The sequence below is a fragment of the Pseudomonas imperatae genome, from assembly GCF_057128625.1.
Genome location: NZ_JBSKHP010000013.1, coordinates 50974 through 76096, shown reverse-complemented (window position 1 = coordinate 76096; position 25123 = coordinate 50974). Strand labels below are relative to the sequence as shown.

The window sequence follows — 25123 nt, the reverse complement described above, 5'->3', positions numbered from 1 at the left end:
GCGAAAGAAGGTTCATAGCGCGGCCACCGCCAAGGTGCTGTCCACCAGTTGCTCAAGCTCTGCGCGCAGGGCGTCCATCAGCCCCTGCACGGTCTCGGGGCGGTAGCACTTGCGGCTGTACACGCAGCGCAGGCTGAGGCTGCCGTCGTAGACCTGGCCGATGATTTCCAACCAGTTAGCCAACTGCGCCACCGGGCTGTAGACATCGCCCATGGACTCGCGCGCCGGGGTGAACAGGCCGCCCTCGAAGGTCTGGTCGAACTGCCCCAGGTAGTTGAAGGTGATGCGCGGCTGCGCCATGGCCTGCAACTGCTGGCGCGCCTGGGCGCTGCCGGCGTGGCGCAGCAGGCCGTAGCCGATGCCCTTGTCGGGAATGCGCTGCAGCTGCCGGCGCACACGGCCAACCGCCTCGGCGAAATCACTGCCGGTGCCGGGTTTCAGGTGCACCGGGTACATGGTGGTGAACCAGCCCTGGGTGCGGCTCAGGTCGAGGTCGGCGAACAGGTCCTCGCGGCCGTGTCCTTCGAGCTGAATCAGCGCCGAACTGTCGCCGGTCCAGCGGCACAGCACGCGGGCCAGGGCGGTCAGCAACAGGTCGTTGATCTGCGCCTGCAACGCCCCCGGCACACGCTTGAGCAGCGCCTGGGTGCGCTCGCGGTCAAGGTTCATCTGCGCGTTGCCGCGCACGCCCACCAGGTTGCGGCCGCGGGGGTTGTCGCGTGGCAGCTCGCGCGGGGCGTCGTCCAGCAGTTGCAGCCAGAACGGCAGCCCCTGCTCGTCGGCGGCCATGGCCTGCAAGCGCTCCACCCACAGGCGGTAGCTGCTGGTGCGCGCCGGCAGGTTTGCCGGCACGCCGCTGACCTGCGCCTGGTACAGCGCCTGCACATCGTCCAGCAGGATGCGCCAGGACACGCCGTCCACCACCATGTGGTGAATCACCAGCAACAGCCGCGCCGTGCCGTCGGGCAGGTGCATTTGCACCGCGCGCAGCAGCGGCCCGCCTTGCAGGTCCAGGCTGCGCTGGGCGCGGTTGGCCAAGGCTTCGATAGCCTCCGCAGACGCCAGTTGTTCATCCCACAGCAGCGCCTGGCTGGCGTCATGCTCGGCATAACGCTGTTGCCACTGGCCATCGCCGGCCTGTTCGAAGCCCAGGCGCAGGGCATCGTGGTGCTGCACCAGCGCCTGCAACGCCTGCTCCAGCGCGACGGCGTCCAGCGGCGCGACCATGCTCAGCATCAGCGCCTGGTTGAAGTGGTGCGGCTCGGCCATGCGCTGTTCGAAGAACCACGACTGAATCGGCAACAGGCCAAAGCGCTCGCCGGCGCCCTGGGGCTGGCTGTCCAGCGCCACCAGCGGGGCATCGCTATCGTCGGCGCCGCGCGCCAGCAAGGCGTCGATGGTCTGGTAGCGCATCAGGTCGCGCAGCTTGATCTCGATGCCCAGGCCCTCGCTGTTGCGCACCTTGGACACCAGTTGCAGGCTGAGGATGGAGTCGCCGCCCAGCTCGAAGAAGTTGTCGAACACCCCCACCTGCTCGACACCCAGCACCTGCGCCCAGATGGCCGCCAACTGGGCTTCCAGCTCGTTGCGCGGTGCTACGTAGTCGCCACCCTGCCACTGCGGCTCGGGCAGCGCCTTGCGGTCGACCTTGCCGTTGGCGTTCAGCGGCAGCTGGCTGAGCACCAGGATCTGCGCCGGCACCATGTACTCGGGCAACTGGCTGTGCAGGCTGGCCAGCAGCCGCTCGGCCAGGCCGTCGATGCGTGCGGCGGCCACGTAGCCCACCAGCTTCTTGCCGCCGGCGGTTGCCAAGGCCACCACGACCGCGGCCTGCACCTGCGGCTCGGCGCGCAGGCGCGCCTCGATCTCGCCCAGCTCGATGCGGAAGCCGCGAATTTTCACCTGCTGGTCGATACGCCCCAGGTAATCGTAGGTACCGTCGGCGCGGGCGCGCACCAGGTCGCCGGTGCGGTACAGGCGCCCGCCCTCCTGGCTGAACGGGTCGGCAACGAAGCGCTCGGCGCTCAAGCCCGGGCGCTGGTGGTAACCACGGGCCAGGCCCTGGCCACCGATATACAGTTCGCCGCTGGTGCCGGCCGGCACCGGGTTCAGATCCGGGTCCAGCACCCAGGTGGTCCGCGCGCCGACCCGCTCGCCGATGGGCGCGATGGCCGCGCCACACGGCGTCTCGGGCGCCGCCTTCCACAGCAGCGGGGTGACCACGGTCTCGGTAGGGCCGTAGCCGTTGATTACATGCTGCGGGCGCAAATGGCGGCGCACCTGGGCCAGGCTGGCCTCGGGCACCGCGTCACCGCCGAAGCAGTAGATACGCACTGGCGGCGGGTTGCCTTCGCGCGCGCCCTGCTCGGCCAGTTGCTGCAAGTAGGCCGGCGGGAAGGCCACCACGCTGATGCGCTGCTCATGCAAGGCCTGCCAGGTCTGCTCGATGCTCCACGGCTGGTTGTCACGCAGCACCACGCAGCCGCCATGGCTGAGCGGCGTGAGCCAGCGCTCGTGGGCGCCGTCGAAGGCGAACGACATGAAGTGCAGCTCGCGGTCTTCAGGGGTCATCTGGTAGCGCTCGCCGATCGCCTGGCAATGCATGGCCAGCGGCCCGTGGGCCACCGCCACGCCTTTGGGCAGGCCGGTGGAGCCAGAGGTGTAGATCAGGTACGCGAGGCTGTCGGCGTGCAGCTTCGGTTGCAGCGGCGGCAGGCCGGCGCCGTCCACCGCCAGGTCCTCGAGTGCCCAGCATTCCAGCCCTTCAGGCAGCGGCAGGCGGCCCTGGGTGGCGCGGTCGGTGAGCAGCACGCGCATGCCCGAATCGCGCATCAGGTAGGCCAGGCGCTCCGGCGGGTAGTCGATGTCCAGCGGCAGGTAGGCTGCGCCGCTCTTGAGCACCGCCAGCAACGCCACCGGCAGCTCCACCGAGCGCGGCAGGGCGATGCCCACCACCGCTTCGGCGCCGATGCCGGCCTGTTGCAGGTGCTGCGCCAGCACCTGGCTGCGCGACGCCAGCTGTTGGTAGCTCAGTTCATGGCCTGCGCACACCAGCGCCGGGCGCTCGGGCTGGTGCGCCGCCCAGGCGTCGATGCGCTCGTGCACGAACGCCGTGGCGGCTGGCTCGAAGCGGTTGGCCGTTTCCAACGCCAGACGCTCGCTGGCGGTCAGCAGGCCGATGCTGCCCAGCGGCCGCGTCGCGTCCTCAAGCAGGGTCTCCAGCAGGCCTTCCAGGTGCTCGCGCAGGCGCAACACCGCCGACTCGGCGAACTGCTCGCGGCGGTACATGTACTCGATTTCCAGGCCTTCGCCCAGGGTCACCATCAGGTCCATGGCGAAGTCGGTCACGCCAAAGCCCTGGCCCACGTCGAAGCGCAGCTCGCTGTTGTCCCAGTCACGCAGCAGGCGGTCCACCGGCTGGTTCTCGAACACGATGATGCTGTCGAACAGCGCCTGCCCGGCCTGGCCGGACCAGCGCTGAATCTGCCCCAGCGGCGTGTATTCGAAGTCGCGGGCGCGCAGGTTGTAGTCCTGCAGCGCGCGCAGCCAGTCGCCCAGGGCCTGCTCCGGGGCCAGGGTCTGGGCGATAGGCAAGGTGTTGATGAACAGCCCCAGCAGGTTTTCCGCCCCCGGCAGGCTGGCCGGGCGGCCCGACACGGTGGCGCCGAAGGCCACGGTGCGCTGGCCGGTATAGCGCTGCAACAGCAGCAGCCACGCGCCCTGGATCAGGGTGTTGAGGGTCACCCGCTGCTGGCGGGCGAACTGGCGCAGGCGCTCGGTGCGCGCCTTGTCCAGGCGCGAATACAGCGCGGTATGGCCGCGGCCCTGCGGCGCGTCGACCACGGCCTGGGCCAGCAGCGTCGGCTGCTCCAGCACCTGCAACTGCGCCTGCCAGAAGGCTTGCGCAGCGCTTTCATCCTGGGCCTGCAGCCAGGCGATGTAGTCGCCGTAACGGCCGCTGACCGCAGGCTTGTCACCGCCCAGGTAGCGGCGCAGCACCTGGCCGATCAGCAGCGACACGCTCCAGCCGTCCAGCACGATGTGGTGGTAGGTCCAGATCAGCCGGTAATGGGATTCGTCCAGGCGCAGCAACAACAGGCGTTGCAGCGGTGGCTGCTGCCAGTCGAAGCACTGGGCGCGTTCGGCCAGCACGTGCTGCTCGATCAGCGCCGGGGTCACGGCCTGGCCGCGCAGGTCCACTTCGCGCACCGGCAGTGGCGCGTCGGTGAGCACCACCTGCAACGGCTGGGCCAGGCCCTGCCACAGGAACAGGCTGCGCAGGCTGTCGTGGGCCTGGCTGACCTCGGCCCAGGCCTGGCGGAAGCGCGCGGCGTCCAGGCCCTGGATGCCAATGTTCAGCTGGTTGACGTACAGCCCGGCCTCTTGCACCTCGACGCTGTGGAACAGCATGCCCTGCTGCATCGGCGACAGCGGCAGGATGGCCTCCACCCGTGCCGGGTCCAGGTCCAGGGCGTCCAGTTGCGCCTGGTCGAGGCCGGTGAACGGGAAGTGCTCGGCCAGCAGCGGCGTGCCGGGCACATGGCGTACCTGCTCGGTCACCCCGGCCACCGCTTGCAGCGGGCTGGCCTGGGCCGCCAGCTGCTCCAGGCGCTGGTGCTGGAACAGGTCCTTGGGCGTCAGCTGCAAGCCGGCGTCGCGGGCGCGGCTGACCACCTGGATGGAGATGATGGAGTCGCCGCCCAGGTCGAAGAAGTTGTCGTCTAGGCTCACCTGCTCAAGGCCCAGCAGCTCGCCCCAGATGGCCGCCAGCTGTTGCTCGGTGGCGCTGGCCGGGGCGCGGTAGGCGCGGGCCTGCCACACCGGCTCGGGCAGCGCGCGGCGGTCGAGCTTGCGGTTGGGGGTCAGCGGCATGCGCTCCAGCAGCACGATCTGCGCCGGCACCATGTACTCGGGCAGGCGTTCGCGCAGGGCCTCGCGCAGCGCTTGCGGCTCGGCGTCGGCGGCCACGGCGTAGCCCACCAGTTGCTGGCCGTGCGGGGTGGCGCGCACCACCACGGCGGCTTCGCGCACGCCGGGCTGGGCCAGCAGCAGCGCTTCGATCTCGCCCAGCTCGATACGGAAGCCGCGCAGTTTTACCTGCTGGTCGGCGCGGCCGACGTATTCCAGGGCATCGCCCTCGCGCCAGCGCACCAGGTCGCCGGTGCGGTACAGGCGCTGGCCCGGCGCGCCGAACGGGTCGGGCACGAAGCGTTCGGCGGTCAGCTCCGGCCGGCCGTGGTAACCCCGGGCCAGGCCAGCGCCACCAATGTACAGCTCGCCGATCACGCCCACGGGCACTGGCACCAGGGCGGCGTCGAGCACGTAGAGCGTGGTGTTGGCCAGCGGCAGCCCCAGGTCGGGGCGCGGCTGCCCGACGCTGAGCAGGTTGCGCGCCGACCAGATGGTGGTTTCGGTGGGGCCGTAGACGTTCCACAGCGGGCCTTGCAGCGCCAGCAGGCGCGCGGCCAGGTCGGCCGGCAGCGCCTCGCCGCCGCACAACAGGGTGCGGCCGTGCAGGCGCGCGAACGCCGGCTGCTCGCTGAGCAGCCGCCAGGTCGACGGCGTTGCCTGTACCGCGTCCACCTGCTCGGCGTCGATCACCTCGATCAGCCGTTGCGGGTCGCGGGCGGTGTCGCGGTCCACCAGCACCACGCTGGCGCCGGTGATCAGCGGCAGGTAAAGCTCCAGCGCGGCGATATCGAACGACAGCGAGGTCAGCGCCAGCATCTTCTGCCCGGCCGCCAGGCCCGGCGCTTCGGCCATGCTGTGGAGGAAGTTGACCAGGCCGCCGCGGCTGACTTCGACGCCCTTGGGCTTGCCGGTGGAGCCGGAGGTGTAGATCACGTACGCCAGGTTCGACAGCAACGCCGCGTGCTGCGGCGCCTGCTCGACCGGCTCCAGCGCCAGCGTATCCAGGCTCCAGGTCGCGCCGCCATGGCCCAGCTGCGCCGCCAACGGCAGTAACGAGGTCTGGGTCAGCAGCAGCGGGCTGCCGCTGTCCGCCACCATGTGCGCCAGGCGCTCGGCGGGGAATTCGGGGTCCAGCGGCACGTAGGCGCCACCGGCCTTGAACACCGCCAACAGTGCCACCAGCAAGGCGTTGGTGCGTTCCAGGCACACCGCCACCGCCACGTCAGGGCCCACGCCAGCCGCTTGCAGGCGCACGGCCAGGGCGTTGGCGCGGGCGTCCAGCTCGGCGAAGCTCAGCGCCTGGCGGCCATCGCTGACCGCCACGGCCTGCGGCGTGCGCCGGGCCTGCTCGGCCACGCAGTGTTCGAAGTGCAGGGCCGGGTACTGGCGCGCGCTGTCGTTGACCGACGCCAGGCGCGCCTGCTGTTCAGCGGCGTCCAGCAGCGGCAGTTGCCCCACCGGCAGCTCGGGTGCCTGCAACACGGCCGTCAGCAGGCGGGTGAAATGCGCACTCAGGCGCTGCACCGTGGCGGCGCTGAACAGGTCGGTGGCGTAGTTGAAATTGAAGGTCAGCGAGTCGTCGGCGTTCTCATCCATGAACAGCGACAGGTCGAACTGCGCGGTGGCGCTGTCGCCACCCATGGCTTCCAGGCTCAGGCCGTCCAGTTCCACCCGGCGCTCGCGGGCGTGCCGCTCGTGGCTGAACAGCACCTGGAACAGCGGGTTGTGGCTCAGCGAACGGGCCGGCTGCACAATCTCCACCAGCTGCTCAAACGGCAAATCCTGATGGGCCTGGGCCTGCAACGCAGTGGCCTTGACCTGTTGCAGCAGCGCCGCGAACGGCTGCTCGGCGTCGAGCCGCGTGCGCAGCACCTGGGTGTTGACGAAGAAGCCGATCAGGCCTTCGGTCTCGCCGCGCTGGCGGTTGGCGATGGGCACGCCCAGGCACAGGTCGTCCTGGCCGCTGTAGCGGTACAGCAGCACGTTGAACACCGCCAAGGCAGTCATGAACGGCGTGGCCTGCTGCGCCTGGCTCAGCGCGCGCAGGGCCAGGCCGGTCTCGCGCGGCAGGCGCCAGCGCAGGTTGGCGCCGCGGTAGCTTTGCTCAGCCGGGCGCGGGAAGTCGCCGGGCAACTCCAGCACCGCTGGCGCGCCCTGCAACTGCTGTTGCCAGTAGGCTACCTGGCGCTTGCCTTCAGGGCCGGCCAGCCAGTCGCGCTGCCACAGGGCGTAGTCGGCGTACTGCAACGGCAGCGGCGCCGGGGCCACCTGGCGGTACAGGCTGGCCAGCTCGTCCACCAGCACGGTCAGCGACCAGCCGTCGCTGATGCTGTGGTGCAGGGTCAGCAGCAGATGATGTTCTTCTGCGTCCAGGCGCAGCAGCTGCACGCGAATCAGCGGGCCGTTGTGCAGGTCGAACGGCTCGCGGGCCTCGTGCAGCGCCAGCTCGCGGGCGCGGGCCTGGCGTTGCTCGGCGGGCAAGGCGCCGAGGTCGATCTGCGGCATGTCCAGGGCGATGCTGGGGTGAATGCGTTGCACCGCCTGGCCATCGACCGTGGCGAAGGTGGTGCGCAGGGTTTCGTGGCGCCCCACCAGTTGCCCGAAGGCCTCGCGCAGGCGCTCGATGTGCAGTGTGCCACGCAGGCGCAGGGCCATGGGTATGTTGTAGGCGCTGCTGCGCGGCTCCATCTGCCACAGGAACCACAGGCGGCTCTGGGCGTGGGACAGCGGCAGCAAGACCGGGCGTTCGCGGCGTTGCAGGCGAATCGACGGGCTGGCGATGCCGCCCAGGGCGCGGGCGAAATCCGCCAGCTGCGGGGTGTCGAAGACCTGCCGCACCGCCAGTTCCAGGTTCAGTGCCTGGCGCAGGCGCGAGACCATGCGAATCGCCAGCAGCGAGTGGCCGCCCAGGGCGAAGAAGTCGTCGCCACGGCCCACCTCGGCCACGCCCAGCACCTCGGCCCACACCTGGGCCACCAGCACTTCGGTGGCCCCTTGCGGCGCTTCATAAGCGCGGCTCTGCCAGTGCGGTTCCGGCAACAGCCGGCGTTCCAGCTTGCCGTTGGGCGACAGCGGCATCTGCGCCAGCGCGATCAGCTGCGCCGGCACCATGTAGTCCGGCAGCCGCGCGCGCAGCACGTCGCGGATGGCGTCCAGGGCCAGCGCCTCGCCCACCAGGTAGCCGATCAGTTGCACGCCCTGGGGCGAGGCGCGGTCGATGACCACGGCTTCGCGCACGCCGGGCTGTTCCAGCAGGCAGGCTTCGATTTCGCCCAGCTCGATGCGCAGGCCACGCACCTTGATCTGGTGGTCGATGCGCCCGGCGTACTCGATCACGCCGCTGTCGCGGTAGCGCGCCAGGTCGCCGCTGCGGTACAGGCGGCCGGCGCCGAAGGGGTTGGGCACGAAGCGTTCGGCGGTCAGCGCCGGGCGGCCCAGGTAGCCGCGCGCCAGGTTGATGCCGCCGATGTACAGCTCGCCGGTGACACCCACCGGCACCGGTTGCAGCTCGGCGTCGAGAATGTGAATGGCGGTGTTGGCGATGGGCTCGCCAATGGGCACGGCGAACTGGCCGGGCTCCAGGCGGCAGGTCCAGTGGGTGACGTCGATGGCCGCCTCGGTGGGCCCGTAAAGGTTGTACAGCGCCGCCGGGTGCTCGGCCAGGCACTGGCTCTGCAGGTCGTGGGACAGCGCCTCGCCGCTGCAGATGATCCGCGCCAGGCTCGGGCAGCCGCCGCGCAGGGCGCCGGCGGCATTGAACAGCTGCAGCATGGACGGCACGAAATGCAGGGTGGTGACCTGCTCGCGCTCGATCACCGCTTGCAGCGCCGCCGGGTCGCGGTGGGCGCCGGGGTCGGCCATCACCAGCGTGGCGCCGGTCATCAGCGGCCAGAAGAACTCCCACACCGACACGTCGAAGCTGAACGGGGTCTTCTGCAGCACGCGGTCGGTGGCAGTCAACTGGTAGGCCTGCTGCATCCACACCAGGCGGTTGTGCAGGGCCTCATGGCTGTTGCCGGCGGCCTTGGGCTTGCCGGTGGAACCGGAGGTGTAGATGCAATACGCCAACTGGCCGGGTTGGGTGTCCAGCAGCGGCTCATGGGCGGGCCAGGCGGCGTCACTGCCGTCGTCCAGGCACCAGCGCTCGGCGCCGCCCACCGTCGGCAGGCTGTCGAGCAACGCGCGCTGGGTCAGCAGCAGTTTCACGCCACTGTCTTCGAGCATGTAGGCCAGGCGCTCGGGCGGGTATTCGGGGTCCATGGGCAGGTAGGCGGCGCCGGCTTTGATGATGCCCAGCAGGCCCACCACCAGTTCCACTGAGCGCAGAGCGGCGATACCCACCAGGTCGTCACTGCCGATGCCCTGGGCTTGCAGGCGGTGGGCCAGGCGGTTGGCGCGGGCGTGCAGCTCGGCGTAGCTCAGGCGCTGGTCGCCGTGCACCAGGGCGATGGCGTCGGCGCTGGCGTGGCGTTGCTGCACCAGCAGCTCGGGCAGCAGCGCGGTGGCGCTGTAGTTGCGGGCGGTGGCGTTGAAGCCATGAACAATCTGCTCGCGCTCGGCATTGGTCAGCAGCGGCACGCTGTCCAGCGGCAGCGCCGGGTCGGCCAGCAGCGCGTCGATCAGCTGCAGCCAATGGCCGCCCAGGCGTTCGATACTGCTGGCCTCGAACAGGTCCAGGGCATAGCTGAGCGCGCCACGCAGGCCGCCCTCGGCGGTGTCGCGGGTGTACAGCTGCAGGTCGAACTGCAGGGTCTCCTCGTGGCTGGGCAGTGGCGCGATCTGCAGTCCGGCCTGACCGATGCGCTCCAGCCCGCGGGTGGCCGGCAGGTGGCTGAACATCACCTGGAACAGCGGGTTGTGGCTGAGGCTGCGCGGCGGTTGCAGGGCTTCCACCAGTTGGTCGAACGGCAGGTCCGGGTGGGCCTGGGCCTGCAGGGTCACGTCGCGCACCTGGGCCAGCAGCTGGGTGAACGGCGCGCGGCCGTCGAGCTGGCTACGCAGCACCTGGGTGTTGACGAAGAAGCCGATCAGGCCTTCGGTCTCCAGGCGCTGGCGGTTGGCCTGGGGCACGCCGATACGCAGGTCGGCCTGGCCGCTGTAGCGGTACAGCAGCGTCTTGAAGGCGGCCAGCAACCACATGAACGGCGTGGCGCCCTGTTGCCGCGCCTGTTCGCGCAGGCGTTCGGCGCGCGCCACGTCCAGTTCGAACGACCACACCGCGCCCCGATGGCTGGCGCGCGCGGGGCGCGGGTGGTCGCCGGGCAACTCCAGCACCGGGTGCTCGTTGCCCAGCTGCGTGCGCCAGTAGTCCAGCTGGCGCTGGCCCTCGCCCGCTGCCAGCCACTGGTGCTGCCACAGGGCGTAGTCGGCGTATTGCAGCGGCAACGCCGGCCACTGCGGCTCGCGCTCGGCCGTCAGCGCCGCGTAGGCCTGGGTCAGCTCGTCGATCAGCACCTGCATCGACCAACCGTCAGAGACGATGTGGTGCATGCTCAGCAGCAGCCAGTGCTCCTGTTCCTCCAGTTGCAGCAGTTCTGCGCGCAGCAGCGGGCCTTGCTGCAGGTCGAACGGCTGGCGCAACAGGTGCCCGGCCTCGGCGCGGGCGTCCGCCGGTAGCACGCGGCGGGCCGGCAGCTCGAACGTCCACGGCGCGTCGATCAGTTGCTGCGGGCCCTGGCCATCGTCCACCAGGCGCGTGCGCAGGCTTTCGTGGCGGGCCAGCACGCGGTTGAACGCCTGCTCCAGCGCCGGCTGGTCGAGGGCGCCCAGCAGGCGCAGGCCGCTGTTGATGTGGTACGCGGTGCTTTCGGGTTCCAGCTGCCAGATAAACCACAGGCGCGCCTGGTTACTGGCCAGCGGCAGGCGTTCGGGGCGTGGCCCGGCCAGCAGCGCCGGCGCTTGGGCCCCGCTGCTGTCGCGCAGGCGCGCGGCGCAATCCTGCAGGCGCGGCGCGTCGAACAGCAAGCGTACCGGCACGTCCAGCTCCAGCACCTGCTTGATGCGCGACACCGCCTGCACCGCCAGCAGCGAGTGGCCGCCGAGGGCGAAGAAGTCATCGTCCAGGCCCACCTGTTCCACGCCCAGCAGGCTGGCCCAGATTTCGGCCAGCAGTGCTTCATCCTCGGTTTCTGGGGCGCGGTAGGCGATGCTGGTCCACTGCGGCTCGGGCAGCGCGTGGCGGTCGATCTTGCCGTTGGCGTTCAGCGGCAGGCGCTGCAACAGCACCAGCCGCGCGGGAATCATGTAGTCCGGCAGATGGCGTTGCAGGTGGGCGTCGATGGCAGCCTGCAACTCGGCGCTGTCCTGGCCTTCCAGGTAGCCGATCAGTTGCTTGCCGGCCGGCGTGTCGCGGGCCACCACCACGGCGGTGCCGACGCCGGGCACTTCGCGCAGGCGGGTTTCGATCTCGCCCAGCTCGATGCGGAAGCCGCGCACCTTCACCTGCTGGTCGATGCGCCCCAGGTAATCGACGGTGCCATCGGCGCGCACGCGCACGCGGTCACCGGTGCGGTACAGGCGCCCGCCCTGGCTGAACGGGTCGGCGACGAAGCGCTCGGCGGTCAGGCCCGGGCGCTGGTGGTAACCACGGGCCACGCCTTCGCCGCCCAGGTACAGTTCACCCGACACGCCCTGGGGCACTGGGTTAAGGTCGGCGTCCAGCACGTGCAGAGTACGCGCGCCCACGCCATGGCCGATGGGCGCGTAGGGCGCGCCGCACGGCAGCTCGGCAGGGGCTTTCCACAGCAGCGGGGTGACCACGGTTTCGGTCGGGCCATAGCCGTTGATCACGTACTGCGGCGCCAGGTGCTGGCGCACGTGGGCCAGGCTGGCCTCGGCCACGGCGTCGCCGCCGAAGCAGTAGATACGCACCGGCGGCGGGTTGCCGTGCACCGCGCCATGCTCGGCCAGCTGTTGCAGGTAGGCCGGCGGGAACGCCACCACGCTGATGCGCTCGTCGTGCAGGGCGCGCCAGGTCTGCTCCACGCTCCACAACGCGTCGTCACGCAGGAGCAGGCTGGAGCCGTGGCTGAGCGGGGTCAGCCAGCGCTCGTGGGCGCCGTCGAAGGCGAATGACATGAAGTGGAATTCGCGGTCGGCTGGGGTCATTTCATAGCGCCGGCCAATGCCGGCGCAGTGCATGGCCAGCGGGCCATGGGCCACGGCCACGCCTTTGGGCTGGCCGGTGGACCCGGAGGTGTAGATCAGGTACGCCAGGCTGCCGGCATGCAGCGCCACGGCGGGGGCAGTGTCGGGCAGCGCGCCGAGGTCCAACTGTTCCAGGGCCAGCGCTGGCACGCCGGCGGGCACCGGCAGCGCATCGAGCAGGCTGGCGTGGCTCAACAGCAGGGCCATGCCCGAGTCGGCCATCAAGTATTCCAGGCGCTGACGTGGGTAGCTGGCGTCCAGCGGCAAATAAGCCGCACCGGCCTTCATCACCGCCAGCAGCGCGACGATCAGCTCGGGTGAGCGCGGCATCGCCACGCCCACCAGCGTCTCTGCGCCCACGCCCTGGGCGATCAGGTGGTGGGCCAGGCGGTTGGCGGCGCGGTCCAGTTCGGCGAACGTCAGGCTGCGGCCTGCGCCGCTGACGGCCGGGGCGTCGGGCTGGCGGCGGGCCATGGCGGCGATGCTGTCGTGCACCCAGGCGCCGGCCGCTGGCAGCGGCGCGTCATGGGCCAGGGCGGTGCTGCCGCCGTCGCCCTGCAACAAGGCACCGAGCGCCGTGTCCGGGGCGTCGACCACGGCGTGCAGCAGGCCGGTGAACGCGGCCGCGATGCGGGCGATGGTGCTGGCGTCGAACAGCGCCTGCGGGTAGGTCAGCAGCGCGTTCACCGCGCCGGCCGGGGTTTCGATGACGTCCAGCACCAGCTCGAAATTCACCGAGCATTCGGGGTTGCTGAACGGCTCGATGCGCAGCCCCCCCAACTGGCGCTGGGCGTCGACGGTCTGCCGCTGGTGGTTGAACAGCACCTGGAACAGCGGGTTGCGGCTCAGGCTGCGGGTGGGCGCCAGGCGCTCCACCAGTTGTTCGAAGGGCACGTCCTGGTGGCTTTGCGCGTTGATCAGGGTGTCGCGCACCTGGTTCAGCAGGTGCCGGAAGCCCTGGCGACTGTCCAGGCGGGTGCGCAGCACCAGGGTGTTGACGAAGAAGCCCAGCAGCGTCTCGGTTTCGCGGCGGTTGCGGTTGGCCACCGGCATGCCCACGCGAATGTCGTCCTGGCCGCTGTAGCGGTAGAGCACGGCGTTGAACGCCGCCAGCAGCACCATCGGCAAGGTCGCCCGGGCTTGGGTAGCCAACGCGCGCAGGCCCTTGACCAGGCCGGCATCAAGGCTGAAGTGATGGCGCTCGCCCTGCCCTTGCCAGTCACGGCCGCGCGGGCGGTCGATGGGCAGTTCCAGGGCCGGCTGCTCGTCGGCCAGGGTGGTTTTCCAGTAGTCGAGCTGGCGCTCGGCCTCGCCCGCCTCCAGCCACGAGCGCTGCCACAGGGCGTAGTCGCTGTACTGGATGGGCAGTGCCTGCGGGGCGTGGGCTGGGCCGGCCAGGTAGCCTTTAACCAGCTCGTCCAGCAGCAGGTTCATGGACCAGCCGTCGGTGATGATGTGGTGCAGTGTGAGGCTCAGCAGGTAGTCGTCCGCGCCCAGCACGAACAGCTGCGCGCGCAGCAGCGGGCCGCTGGCGAGGTCGAAGGGTTCGCGGCTGGCGGCGCGGCAGCGGGCCTGCAGCTGGTCTTCGCTGACCGTCTCCACGGCCAGCTCGACCCTGGCCTGCTCGGCCGGCAGCACTTGCAGGCGAATGGAGGCGCCGTCCTCGACGAAGCGGCTGCGCAGGGTTTCGTGGCGCGCCACCAGCGCCTGCAGGGCCACGCCCAGCGCCTGGCGGTCGACGTTGCCGCGCAGGCGCACGGCGGTGGCCACGTTGTAGGCGGAACTTGCGGGCTCCAGTTTCCACAGCAGCCACATGCGCCGCTGGGCGTACGACAGCTCGCGCTCGTCACCGGCATGGCTGTGCGCGGGGATGGGGAACAGGGCGAAGTCGACACCGTCATTGCGCAGGCTGCTCAGGAACAGGCGGCGCTTTTCCAGGGGCAGGGCAATGAAACGCTTGGCAAGGGCGAGGGATTGGTCTGGGTTCATCACAAGGAATTCCGGGTTCTTTGTGATTCAAGACGAAATGGGAAGGGGAATCGTTAACGGTTGCGGATGCACAAACGCCCGTAGCCGCTGCCGAAGGCTGCGCTGGCCCCAGAGTACGCTGGAGATCTCCAGCGTGGTTCGAGGGCCAGCGCAGCCTGGCGGCAGCGGCTACGGGGTAATGCGCGTCAAAGGGCCTCCAGGCGGGCCATCAGGTCGTCCAGGTCGGTGGTGGGTTGCGGGGCGCGGGCGGCGTCGACCAGCTCGGCGAGCTCGGCGACGGTGGCGACTTCGAACACCTGGCGCAGGCTCAACGACACCTGCAAGGTACTTTGCAGGCGGGTGAACACCTGCGTGGCCAGCAGCGAGTGGCCGCCCAGTTCGAAGAAGTTGTCGGTCACCCCCACCTGCTCAAGGCCCAGCACCTGGGCCCAGATGTCGGCCAGCAGTTGCTCGGTCCCGGTGCGCGGGGCCACGTAGTCGCGCGGTTGCCAGTCCGGCGCCGGCAGGGCCTTGCGGTCGAGCTTGCCGTTGGGGGTCAGCGGCATGCGCGGCAGCGCCAGCAGTTGCGCGGGCACCATGTAGTCCGGCAGGTCGCGGCGCAGCTGCGCCTTGAGCGCGTCCAGGCGGCTGTCGTCGACACCGGTGACGTAACCCACCAGCTGCTTGCCGTAGGCCGACTCGCGGGCAACCACGGCAGCGTCCGCGACGCCAGCCTGGGCCAGCAGGCAGGCTTCGATTTCACCCAGCTCGATGCGCAGGCCACGGATTTTCACCTGCTGGTCGATACGTCCCAGGTACTCCAGCACGCCATCGGCGCGGCGCCGCGCCAGGTCGCCGGTGCGGTACAGGCGCGCGCCGCTGGCACTGAACGGGTCGGCGACGAAGCGCTCGGCGGTCAGCCCGGGGCGCGCGTGGTAACCCCGCGCCAGGCCGTCGCCGCCGATGTACAGCTCGCCGGCCACGCCCGGCGGCGCCGGGTTGAGGCTGTCATCGAGCACGTGCAGCTGGGTGTTGGCCAGCGGCCCGCCCAGGTCCGGGCGGCCGTGCACGCGGTTCAGCGCCGACCAGATGGTGGTCTCGGTGGGGCCGTAGAGGTTCCACAGCTGCGCCGCCTGTTCGCCCAAGCGCGCGGCCAGTTCGGTGGACAGCGCCTCGCCGCCGCAGAAGAACCGCTTGCCGTGCAGGCGGCTGAAGCCCTCGTGGCTGGCGAGCATGCCCCAGCTCGACGGCGTGGCCTGGATCACAGTGACACCATGCTGCTCGATCACCTCCAGCAGGCGCGCCGGGTCCTTGGCCGCCATGCGTTCCACCAGCACCACGGCGCCGCCCACCAGCAACGGCAGGTACAGCTCCAGCGCCGAGATGTCGAACGACAGCGAGGTCAGCCCCAGCACCCGATCAGTCGCCGTCAGGCCCGGTTCGGCGGCCATGCTGTGCAGGAAGTTGACCAGCCCGCCCTGGCGCACCGCCACGCCCTTGGGCTTGCCGGTGGAGCCGGAGGTGTAGATCACGTAGGCCAGGTGCTCGGGGTGGCTCACCGCCGGGCCGTTGTCGGCAGCGTAGTGCGCCAGGCCGTCGAGGTCATCCATGCAGAAGGTCGGCACCTGGGTGGTTGGCAGCGCCGCCAGCAGGCGTCGCTCGCTGAGCAGCAGGCTCAGGCCGCTGTCCTCGAGCATGTGCGCCAGGCGCTCGCGGGGGAATTCAGGGTCCATGGGCACGTAGGCGCCACCGGCCTTCATCACCGCCAGCAAGGCCACCGGCAAGGCAGCGCCGCGCTCCAGGGCGATGCCTACCGCCACGTCCGGGCCCACGCCCTGCTCGCGCAGGTAGCCGGCCAGGCGGTTGGCCCGGGCGTTGAGTTGCGAATAAGTGAGCTGGCCGTCGTCGGCGATCACTGCCACCGCGTCGGGGCTGCGCGCTGCCTGCGCCTCGATCAACTGGTGCAGGCTGTGCGCCGGGTCGTAGGCCATGGCGCTGCGGTTGCAGTCCAGCACCAGCGCGCGCTGGCTGGCGGCATCCAGCAACGGCAGCTCGCCCAGGGGCCGCGCCGGGTCTTCGAGCATCGCCAGCAGCAGGGTCTGCAGCTGGCTGGCCAGGCCCTGCACGGCCAGTTCGCTGAAATGGCTGCGGCGGTAGTTGAACGCCAGCTTGAGGCTGTCGCCCAACGACGCCATCAGCGTCAGCGGGTAGTTGGTGTTGCCCTGGATGCCCGCGCCCGAGAAGCGCACCGGGCTGTCGGCGCGCTCCAGCACTTCGGCCACCGGGAAGTTTTCGAATACCAGCAGGCTGTCGAACAGCGCCTCGCCGTCGCCATGGCGGCGTTGCAGTTCGAACAGCGGCGTGTGCTCGAATTCGCGCAAGGCCACGGCCTGCGCCTGCACCTGCTGCAACCATTGGCCGACAGGCAGGTGCGGCGCGGGCACTGACACCACCGGCAAGGTGTTGATGAACAGCCCCAGCTGCCGGTCGATGTCCGGCAGCTCCGGCGGCCGCCCCGCCACCGTGGCGCCAAACGCAACCGCCGGCTGGCCGCTGTAGCGCTGCAGCACGATGGCCCAGGCCGCCTGCAGCAGCGTGTTGACCGTGACCTGGCGGCTGCGCGCGAACGCGGCCAGCGCGGCCAGCGGCAGGTGGACTTCCTGCTGGCCGAAGCCCTCGCCGCCCTGGGGCTTCACCAGGCAGTCGGCGAGCCGCGTGGGCGCCTCCAGCGCTGCCAGCTGCTGGTCCCAGAACTGCTCGGTGGCGGCCGGGTCGCGGCGCTGCAGCCAGCGCAAGTAATCGCCGTAGCGGCCGGGGCTGGCCGGCGGCGCCTCGCCGAGGTAGCGCTGCATCACTTCGCCCAGCAGTTGCGCGGTGCTCCAGCCGTCCATGAGGATATGGTGGTGGGTGTAGATCAGGTGGTAGCGCTGCTCGTCGCAACGCACCAGGGTCAGGCGCAGCAACGGTGGCTGGTCGAGGGCAAAGCCGCGGACCTGGTCGTCGGCGGCCAGGCGGTCGAGGGCCTGGCTGTCGAAAGCATTGCGCCAGTCCAGCACCTGCAACGGCAGGGTCAGCGCCGGCTGCACCCATTGCAGCGGGGTGTCCAGGCCCTGCCAGCAGAAGCCGGTGCGCAGGCTGTCATGGGCGTCCAGCGCCGCTTGCCAGGCGTGGCGCAGGCGCTCGGCGTCCACCGCTTCCACGTCCACCCGCAGCTGGTTGACGTACACGCCGTCGCGGTTGTCGAGCAGTTGATGGAAGAGCATGCCGTGCTGCATGGGCGTCAGCGGCAGCGCCGTGCTGACGCCGGCCGGCAAGGCCGCGCGCTGGGCGTCGTCGAGCACCAGCAGCGGCGCGTCGTCCTCGGTGCTGGCCGCCACGGCTTCAACCACAGCGGCCAGGGCACGCACGGTAGGCTGTTCGAACAGTGCCTTGGGGCTGAACACCAGCCCGGCCTGGCGCGCCTTGCCCACCACCTGGATGGCGACGATGGAGTCGCCGCCCAGTTCGAAGAAGTTGTCCAGCACGCCGACCTTGTCCAGCCCCAGCACCTGGGCCCAGATCTGGGCCAGCAGGGTTTCGCGAGGGCCTTCGGGCGCCTGGTACGCCTGCCCTTGCCAGTCCGGTGCCGGCAGGGCCTTGCGGTCGAGCTTGCGGTTGGGGGTCAGGGGCATGGCGGCCAGCTGCAGCAGTTGCGCCGGCACCATGTAGTCGGGCAGCTGCTGCTTGAGCGCGGCCTTCAGGGCGTTCAGGTCCAGCGCCTCGCCGACCACGTAGCCCACCAGTTGCTGGCCCTGGCCCACGCTGCGGGCGACCACGGCCGCTTCGCGCACGCCAGGTTGGCGCAGCAGCTGCGCTTCGATTTCGCCCAGCTCGATGCGGAAGCCGCGCACCTTCACCTGCTGGTCGATACGGCCCACGTATTCCAGCTGGCCGTTGGCGCGCCAGCGCGCCAGGTCGCCGGTGCGGTACAGGCGGCCGTGCCCTTGCGGGTCCGGCACGAAGCGCTCGGCGGTCAGGTCGGCGCGGCCATGGTAACCGCGGGCCAGGCCCTGGCCGCCAATGAACAGCTCGCCGGCCACGCCCTGGGGCAGCGGTTGCAGGTAGGCGTCCAGCACATACAGGCCGGTGTGGGCGATGGCTTCGCCCAGCCACGGCTGCGGTTGCTGCGGGTCGAGGCGGCGGCGCGCCGACCAGATGGTGGTCTCGGTGGGGCCGTAGAGGTTCCACACGTGCCCAGCCGCCGCGATCAGGCGCTGGGCCAGGTCGGCAGGCAGCGCTTCGCCGCCGCACAGCACCTGGCGCCCGGCAAGCTTTGCCGCCAGCTGCGGGTGGTCGGCGAGCATGCGCCAGGTCGATGGCGTGGCCTGGATGCTGCGCACCTGGTGCTGCTCGATGGCCGCCCACAGGCGCTGCGGGTCACGGGCGCTGTCGCGGTCCACCAGCACCACGCTGGCGCCACGGGTCAGCGGCAGGTACAGCTCCAGGCCGGCGATGTCGAATGACAGCGAGGTCAGCGCCAGCATGCGCTCGCCCGCCGCCAGGCCCGGTTGCTCAGCCATGCTTTCGAGGAAGTTGAGCAACGCGCCGTGGCTGACTGCCACGCCCTTGGGCCGGCCGGTGGAGCCGGAGGTGTAGATCACGTAGGCCAGGTGCTGCGGCTGGGTAACAGGCGCAAGGTCGCTGGCGTCCTCGTCGGCCCACAGCGCCTGGTCACGGTCCAGGCACCAGGTGTTGGGGTGCGCGGGCAGCTCGGCCAGCAGGTGCTGCTGGGTCAGCAGCAGGCGCGCGCCGCTGTCGGCGAGCATGTGGCCCAGGCGCTCGGCGGGGAATTCGGGGTCCAGCGGCACGTAGGCGGCACCGGCCTTGAGCACCGCCAGCAAGGCCACCAGCAGCTGGCTGTCGCGCTCGCAGGCCACGGCCACGCGGTCGTCGGGTTGCACGCCGGAGGCACGCAGGGCGCGGGCCAGGCGGTTGGCGCGGCGGTTGAGCGCGGCGTAGTCCAGGGTCTGGTCGCTGGCGATCAGCGCCAGGCTGGCCGGCGCCTGCGCGGCCTGCCGCTCGAACAGCGGCACCAGGCTGGCGGCGGCCAGCGCCGGGCCGCCCTGCACGCCACGTTGCAGCAGTTGCTGGCGCTCGGCATCGCCCAGCAGTTGCAGCTCGGCCAGCGGCCGTGCGGCGTCCTCGGCCATGGCCAGCAGCAGGTGCTGGAAGTGCCCGGCCAGGCGCGCCATGGCCTCGCGGTCGAAGCTGGCCAGGTCGAAGGTGAAGCGCAGGTGCAGTTGCTCGGCAAGGTTGATCATCAGCATCAGCGGGTAGCTGGACTGCTCGGTGGCGCGCGCGTTGGCGAAACTCACCCCCGCTGGCGCGCCCTGCTGCAGGGCTTCGCTGACGGGGTAGTTCTCGAACACCAGCACGTGGTCGAACAGCCCACGGCCGCTGTAGCCCAGCCAGCGTTGGATGTCGTACAGCGGCGTGTGCTCGTGCTCGCGCAGGTCCAGGTTGAGCTGCTGCACCTGGGCCAGCCAGGCGTCGACGCTGAGCAGCGGCTGCGGCGTGGCCGCCACCGGCAGGGTGTTGATGAACAGCCCCAGCTGCTGTTCGATGCCCGGCAGCTGCGCCGGGCGCCCGGCCACGGTGGCGCCGAAGGCCACGGTGGCCTGCCCGCTGTAGCGGTGCAGCAGCAACAGCCACGCGGCCTGCACCAGGGTGTTGAAGGTCACGTGGCGCTGGCGGGCGAAAGCCTGCAGCTGCGCGGTGCGTGCAGCGTCGAGCTGCACCTGCACCTCGGCCTGGCCGCTGTCGCCGTTGCCTTCGTAGGCCAGCAGGTTGGTCAGGTAGGTCGGCTCCTGCAGCTCGCCCAGGTTGGCACGCCAGAAGCTTTCGCTGCTGGGGCGCTGGCCAAGCCACTGGATGTAGTCGCGGTAGGCCGGGGCGCTGCGGCTCGGCGCCTGGCCGGCGTAGCGTTGCAGCACCTCGCCCAGCAGCTGCGACTGGCTCCAGCCGTCCAGCAGCAGGTGGTGGCAGGTCCAGATCAGCTGTTGGCCGCCGTCGGCCAGGCGCACCAGGCGCAGGCGCATCAACGCCGGCCGGCGCAGGTCGAAGCCGCGCTGACGTTCGGCGCGGGCCACCTGCTCCGCGTCCTCGACCGCACTGCCCTGCTCCAGCACCAGGCTGACGTGGCGGTGCACGATCTGCAGCGCCGCGTCGCCCTCGCCTTCCCAGGCAAAGCCGCACCGCAGCACCGGGTGCGCGTCCAGCGCCGCCTGCCAGGCCGCGCGGAACCGCGCCAGGTCCAGGCCCTGCACGTCCACCCGCAGCTGGTTGATGTAGGCGCCAGCGGTGGGCGTGAACACGCTGTGGAACAGAATGCCCTGCTGCATCGGCGACAGCGGGTAGATGTCCTCGATCTGCGCGGCGGGCACCGGCAGGTTGTCCAGCTGCGCCTGGGTCAGGCGCGCCAGGGGGAAATCCGAAGGCGTCAGGCCGCCGGCGGCGGGGCTGATGCAGTGTTCGATCAGGCTGCGCAGTTCCAGCTGCCAGGCGTCGGCCAGGCCCTGCACCTGCGGGGCGCTGAACCACTGCGGGGCGAAACTCCAGGCCAGGCGCAGGCAGCCCTCGCTGATGCTGCCGTTGATGCTCAGCCAGTTGCCCGGTGGCGCCTCGGGGTCGCTGTTGCGGCCACTGCTTTCGGCAGCCGGGTACAACAGCGCGTCGTCGCCGAAGCTCTGGTCGAACTGGCCCAGGTAATTGAAGGTGATGCGCGGCGCCGGCAGCGCGCGCAGGGCTTCGCCGTGGGGCGACAGCCAGGCCAGCACGCCATGGCCGATGCCGCGGTTGGGCACCTGGCGCAGGTGTTCCTTGATGGCCTTGATCGACTCGCCCATGTCGCTGGCGGCCTGCAGACGCAGCGGGTAGGTGCTGGTGAACCAGCCGACGGTGCGACTCAGGTCGGCGCCGTCGACCCACTCCTGCTCGCGGCCGTGGCCTTCCAGTTCCACATGCACCGCCGCCTGCCCGCTCCAGCGCTGCCAGGCGCGGGCCAGGGCGGTCAGCAGCAGGTCGTTGACCTGGGTGCGGTAGGCCGCCGGGGCCTGGCGCAGCAACTGCCGGGTGCGCTCGGCATCCAGGCCGGTCTCGATCACTTGCAGGTCGCGCTGGCAGGCCTGCGCCTGGGGCGTGGCCACCAGCTGTTCAACCCGGTTGTCGGCCAGCTGCGCCTGCCACCAGGACAGCTCCGCGGCCAATTGCGCGCTGCCGGCCTGGCGGTGCAGGGCATCGGCCCAGTCACGCAGGGCGGTGGTGCGCGGCGGCAACTGCGGCCGCGCGCCGTCGGCGAGCTGCCGGCACAGGAGCTGCAGGTCTTCGAGCAGGATGCGCCACGACACGCCGTCCACCACCAGGTGGTGCACCACCAGCAACAGGCGCTGGCTGCCGTCCCACAGTTGCAGCTGCACGGCGCGCAGCAGCGGGCCGTTGAGCAGGTCGAGGCTGTTTTGCGCCTGTTCGGTCGCGGCCTCCAATTCAGCCTGGTCGGCCACTGCCACTTGCCACAGCACGTTCTGCCCGGGGGCGGCGTGCTGGGCCTGGCCCTGGGCGTCGAAGCGCAGGCGCAGGGCGTCGTGATGTTCGAGCAGCAGGTGCAGGGCCTGGCGCAGGTGTTCGCCGATGATGGTGCGGTTGAAGCCGAGCATCACCGACTGGTTCCAGTGCTGGCGCTGGGCAATCTGGGTGGCGAAGAAACGCGTCTGGAACGGCAGCAGGCGGCTGGCGCCGGTCACGGGGGCCTGCTCCACTTGCGGGGCTTCGGCCTGTCGGGCCGCCTGGGCCAGGGCCGCCAGGGTCTGGTGCTGGAACAGGTCGCGCGGGGCCAGCAGCAGGCCCGCCTGGCGGGCGCGGCTGACCACCTGGATGGCGATGATCGAGTCACCGCCCAGTTCGAAGAAGTTGTCGTTGGCGCCCACCTGTTCAAGGCCCAGCACCTGCTGCCAGATGCCGGCCATGACGGTTTCACGCTCGCCTTGGGGCGCCACGTAGGCCTGCACCTGCGCCTGGGGCAGTGGTAGCGCCTTGCGCTCCAGCTTGCCGTTGGGGCTCAGGGGCATCTGCGCCAGGCTGATCAGGTGCGCCGGCACCATGAAGTCCGGCAGGCGCTCGGCCAGCCAGGCGCGCAGCGGCGCCTCGACGCCGCTGTCACCGACCACGTAGGCCACCAGCTGCTGCGAGCCAGCCACGCCGTCCACTGCCAGCACCACGGCTTCGCGGGTGAGCCCGGATTCGAGCAGGCAGGCTTCGATTTCGCCCAACTCGATGCGCAAACCGCGAATTTTCACCTGGTGGTCCAGGCGCCCCAGGTACTCGATGATGCCGCCTTCGCGCCAGCGCACCAGGTCGCCGGTGCGGTACAGGCGGCCGCTGCCGTCGGCGGCAGGCACGAAGCGTTCGGCGGTCAGGGCCTGGCGCTGGTGGTAACCGCGCGCCAGGCCGACGCCTCCCAGGTACAGCTCGCCAGCAACGCCAATGGGCACCGGTTGCAGGCGCTTGTCCAGCACCTGGGTGCTCAGGCCGTCGATGGGGCGGCCGATGGGCACGCTGTCGCGGCCGTCGAGACGGCAGGTCCAGTGGGTGACGTCGATGGCCGCCTCGGTGGGGCCATAGAGGTTGACCAGCTCGGCGTTGGGCAGCGCCTTCAGGGTGCGCGCGGCCAGGTCGGCGGGCAGCGCCTCGCCACTGCACACAATCAGGCGCAGGCTGGTGCAGCGGGCCACGTCGGGCTCGGCCATGAACGCCTGGAGCATCGAGGGCACGAAATGCAGGGTGGTGATGCCCTGCTGGCGGATGCGCCGGATCAGCGCCGCCGGGTCGCGGTGTTCGCCGGGTAGCGCCAGGGTCAGGGTGGCGCCGGTCATCAGCGGCCAGAAGAATTCCCACACCGACACGTCGAAGCTGAACGGGGTCTTCTGCAGCACGTTATCGGCAGCGCTCAGGTCATAGGCCTGCTGCATCCACGCCAGGCGGTTGAACAGCGCGCCGTGGCTGTTGCCGGCGCCCTTGGGCTTGCCGGTGGAGCCGGAGGTGTAGATCACGTACGCCAGGTGCTCGGCGTCCAGCGCGGCCGGTGCCAGGGCCACCGGCTGGCGCAGGTCCAGGGCGTCGAGGTCGAGCACGTCCAGCGCGCGGCCGGCCAGCGGCAGCTTGGCCAGCACCCGCGCCTGGGTCAGCAGCAGGCCGATGCCGCTGTCATCGAGCATGTGCTTGAGGCGTTCGGCCGGGTAGTCGGGGTCCATGGGCACGTAGGCGCCGCCGGCCTTGAGAATGGCCAACAGCGCCACCACCAGCTCGGGGCTGCGCTCGGCGGCCACGCCCACCATTACGTCAGCGCCCACGCCGCGCTGGCGCAGCAGCAGGGCCAGGTGGTTGGCGCGGGTGTCGAGCTGGGCGTAGGTCAGCTGGCGGTCGTCGAACAGCACTGCCAGGGCGTCCGGGCGCAGCGCCGCCTGCTGTTCGAACAGGCGGTGCACCGGCGCGCTCATGGCGTGGGCCGCGCCGCCCTGGCTCCAGGCCTGCAGTTGTTCGCGCTCGGCTTGGCCAAGCAGCGGCGCGTCGTCCAGGCAAGCATCGGGGTGGTCGAGCATGTAGTCCAGCAGGTGTTCGTAGTGGCCGGCCAGCCGCGCGATGGTGCTGGCGGCGAACAGGTCGCGGTCATATTCCAGGGTGCACAGCAGGTGCTCGCCCAGGGCCACGTCCAGGGACAGGTCGAACTTGGCGGTGACGCTCGGCAGCGTCATCACTTCCACGTTCAGGCCCGGCAGTTGCAGGCGGGTGCTGTCGTCCTGGTTGCGCAGGTTGAACAGGGTCTGGAACACCGGGCTGTGGCTGAGGCTGCGTTCTACCTGGAGGTGGTCGAGCAGCAGTTCGAAGGGGTAGTCGGCGTACTCCAGCGCCTGCATGGCCTCGGCCCGCAGGCGCCGGCACAGGTCGCGGGCACTGAGCGGCTGGCTGAAGTCGGCGCGGTACACCTGGGTGTTGACGAAGAAGCCCACCAGCTCCTGGATCTCGCGCTGGTTGCGCGCCGCGTTGGGAACCCCCACGGCGAAGCTGTCCTGGCCGCTGTGGCGCGCCAGCAGCGCCTGCCAGGCGCCCAGCAACAGCACGAAAGGCGTGCATGCCTGCTGTTGGCAGAACGCCCGCAGGCGCGCCAGCAGGGCGTCGGGCAACTGCACCTGCAGCGACTCGCCGCGGTGGCCCTGGATGGCCGGGCGCGGGTGGTCCATCGGCAGGTTCAGCACCGGCAGGTGGCTGCCCAGGTAGCCGCGCCAGTAGTCGGCAGCGGCCTGGGCGTGGCCCTGTTCATAGCGCTGGCGCTGCCAGGCGGCGTAGTCGGCGTATTGCACCTCCAGCACCGGCAGGCGCGCGTCGGCCTGGCCCAGGGCGGCGGCGTAGGCCACCGACAGGTCGCGCACCAGGATAGCGTTGGACCAGGCGTCGGAAACGATGTGGTGCAGGGTGAACAGCAGCACCTGCTCGCACTCGTCGGCGCACGACAGCAGCGTGGCACGCAGCAACGGCGCGCGGTCGAGCACGAACGGAATGGCTGCTTCGGCGCGGATACGCGCGTTGATCTGGCTGCAGTCGACCTTCTCTTCGCGGTGCAGTTGGAAGCTCACGTGGGGCTCAATGACCTGGCGCGGCTGGCCGTCGACTTCGACGAAGCGAGTGCGGAACACTTCATGGCGCTGGATCAGCGCCTGGAACGCCTGCTCCAGCGCCGCCACGTCCACCTCGCCTTCCAGGCGCAGCGCCCGCGGCAGGTTGTACTGGGCCGCGGCCGGGTCGTAGCGGTGCAGCAGCCACAGGCGCTGCTGGGAGAACGACAGGGGCGCACTGCCTTCATCGGGACGCCTGGGAATGCCTGGCTCGCCCGCTTCCTCGGCAAGCAGCAGCGCCAGCAGTTCGTCGTCCTGATTTTCGATGAATTGGTTCATGTCGTCCCGTCTCTCGACCGTGTCGTTGGTGTCTTTGAAGGACGAAGGGGGGGTGGGGGAATTTAGCGGGGTTTTGGGAGGGTGGGTAATGGGATCAAGTCAGGGCGGCAATGGGC

Annotated in this window: 2 protein-coding genes; both read right to left on the bottom strand. The window is 70.5% G+C overall.

Annotated features, from left to right (window positions below):
• Positions 1-12: 12 nt before the first annotated feature.
• Positions 13-14046, bottom strand: coding sequence for a non-ribosomal peptide synthase/polyketide synthase (locus ACWKWX_RS17560; RefSeq protein WP_483828461.1), 14034 nt, complete (start codon positions 14044-14046; stop codon positions 13-15).
• Positions 14047-14231: 185 nt separating this feature from the next.
• Entirely contained in the window at positions 14232-25007 is a 10776-nt protein-coding gene (locus ACWKWX_RS17555) for an amino acid adenylation domain-containing protein (RefSeq protein ID WP_483828460.1), read from the bottom strand.
• Positions 25008-25123: the final 116 nt, after the last annotated feature.

What these genes read in the sequence shown, in the direction of transcription:
- ACWKWX_RS17555 (WP_483828460.1), bottom strand. Translation starts at nt 25,007, where the DNA reads ATGAACCAATTCATCGAAAATCAGGACGACGAACTGCTGGCGCTGCTG.
- ACWKWX_RS17560 (WP_483828461.1), bottom strand. Translation starts at nt 14,046, where the DNA reads ATGAACCCAGACCAATCCCTCGCCCTTGCCAAGCGTTTCATTGCCCTG.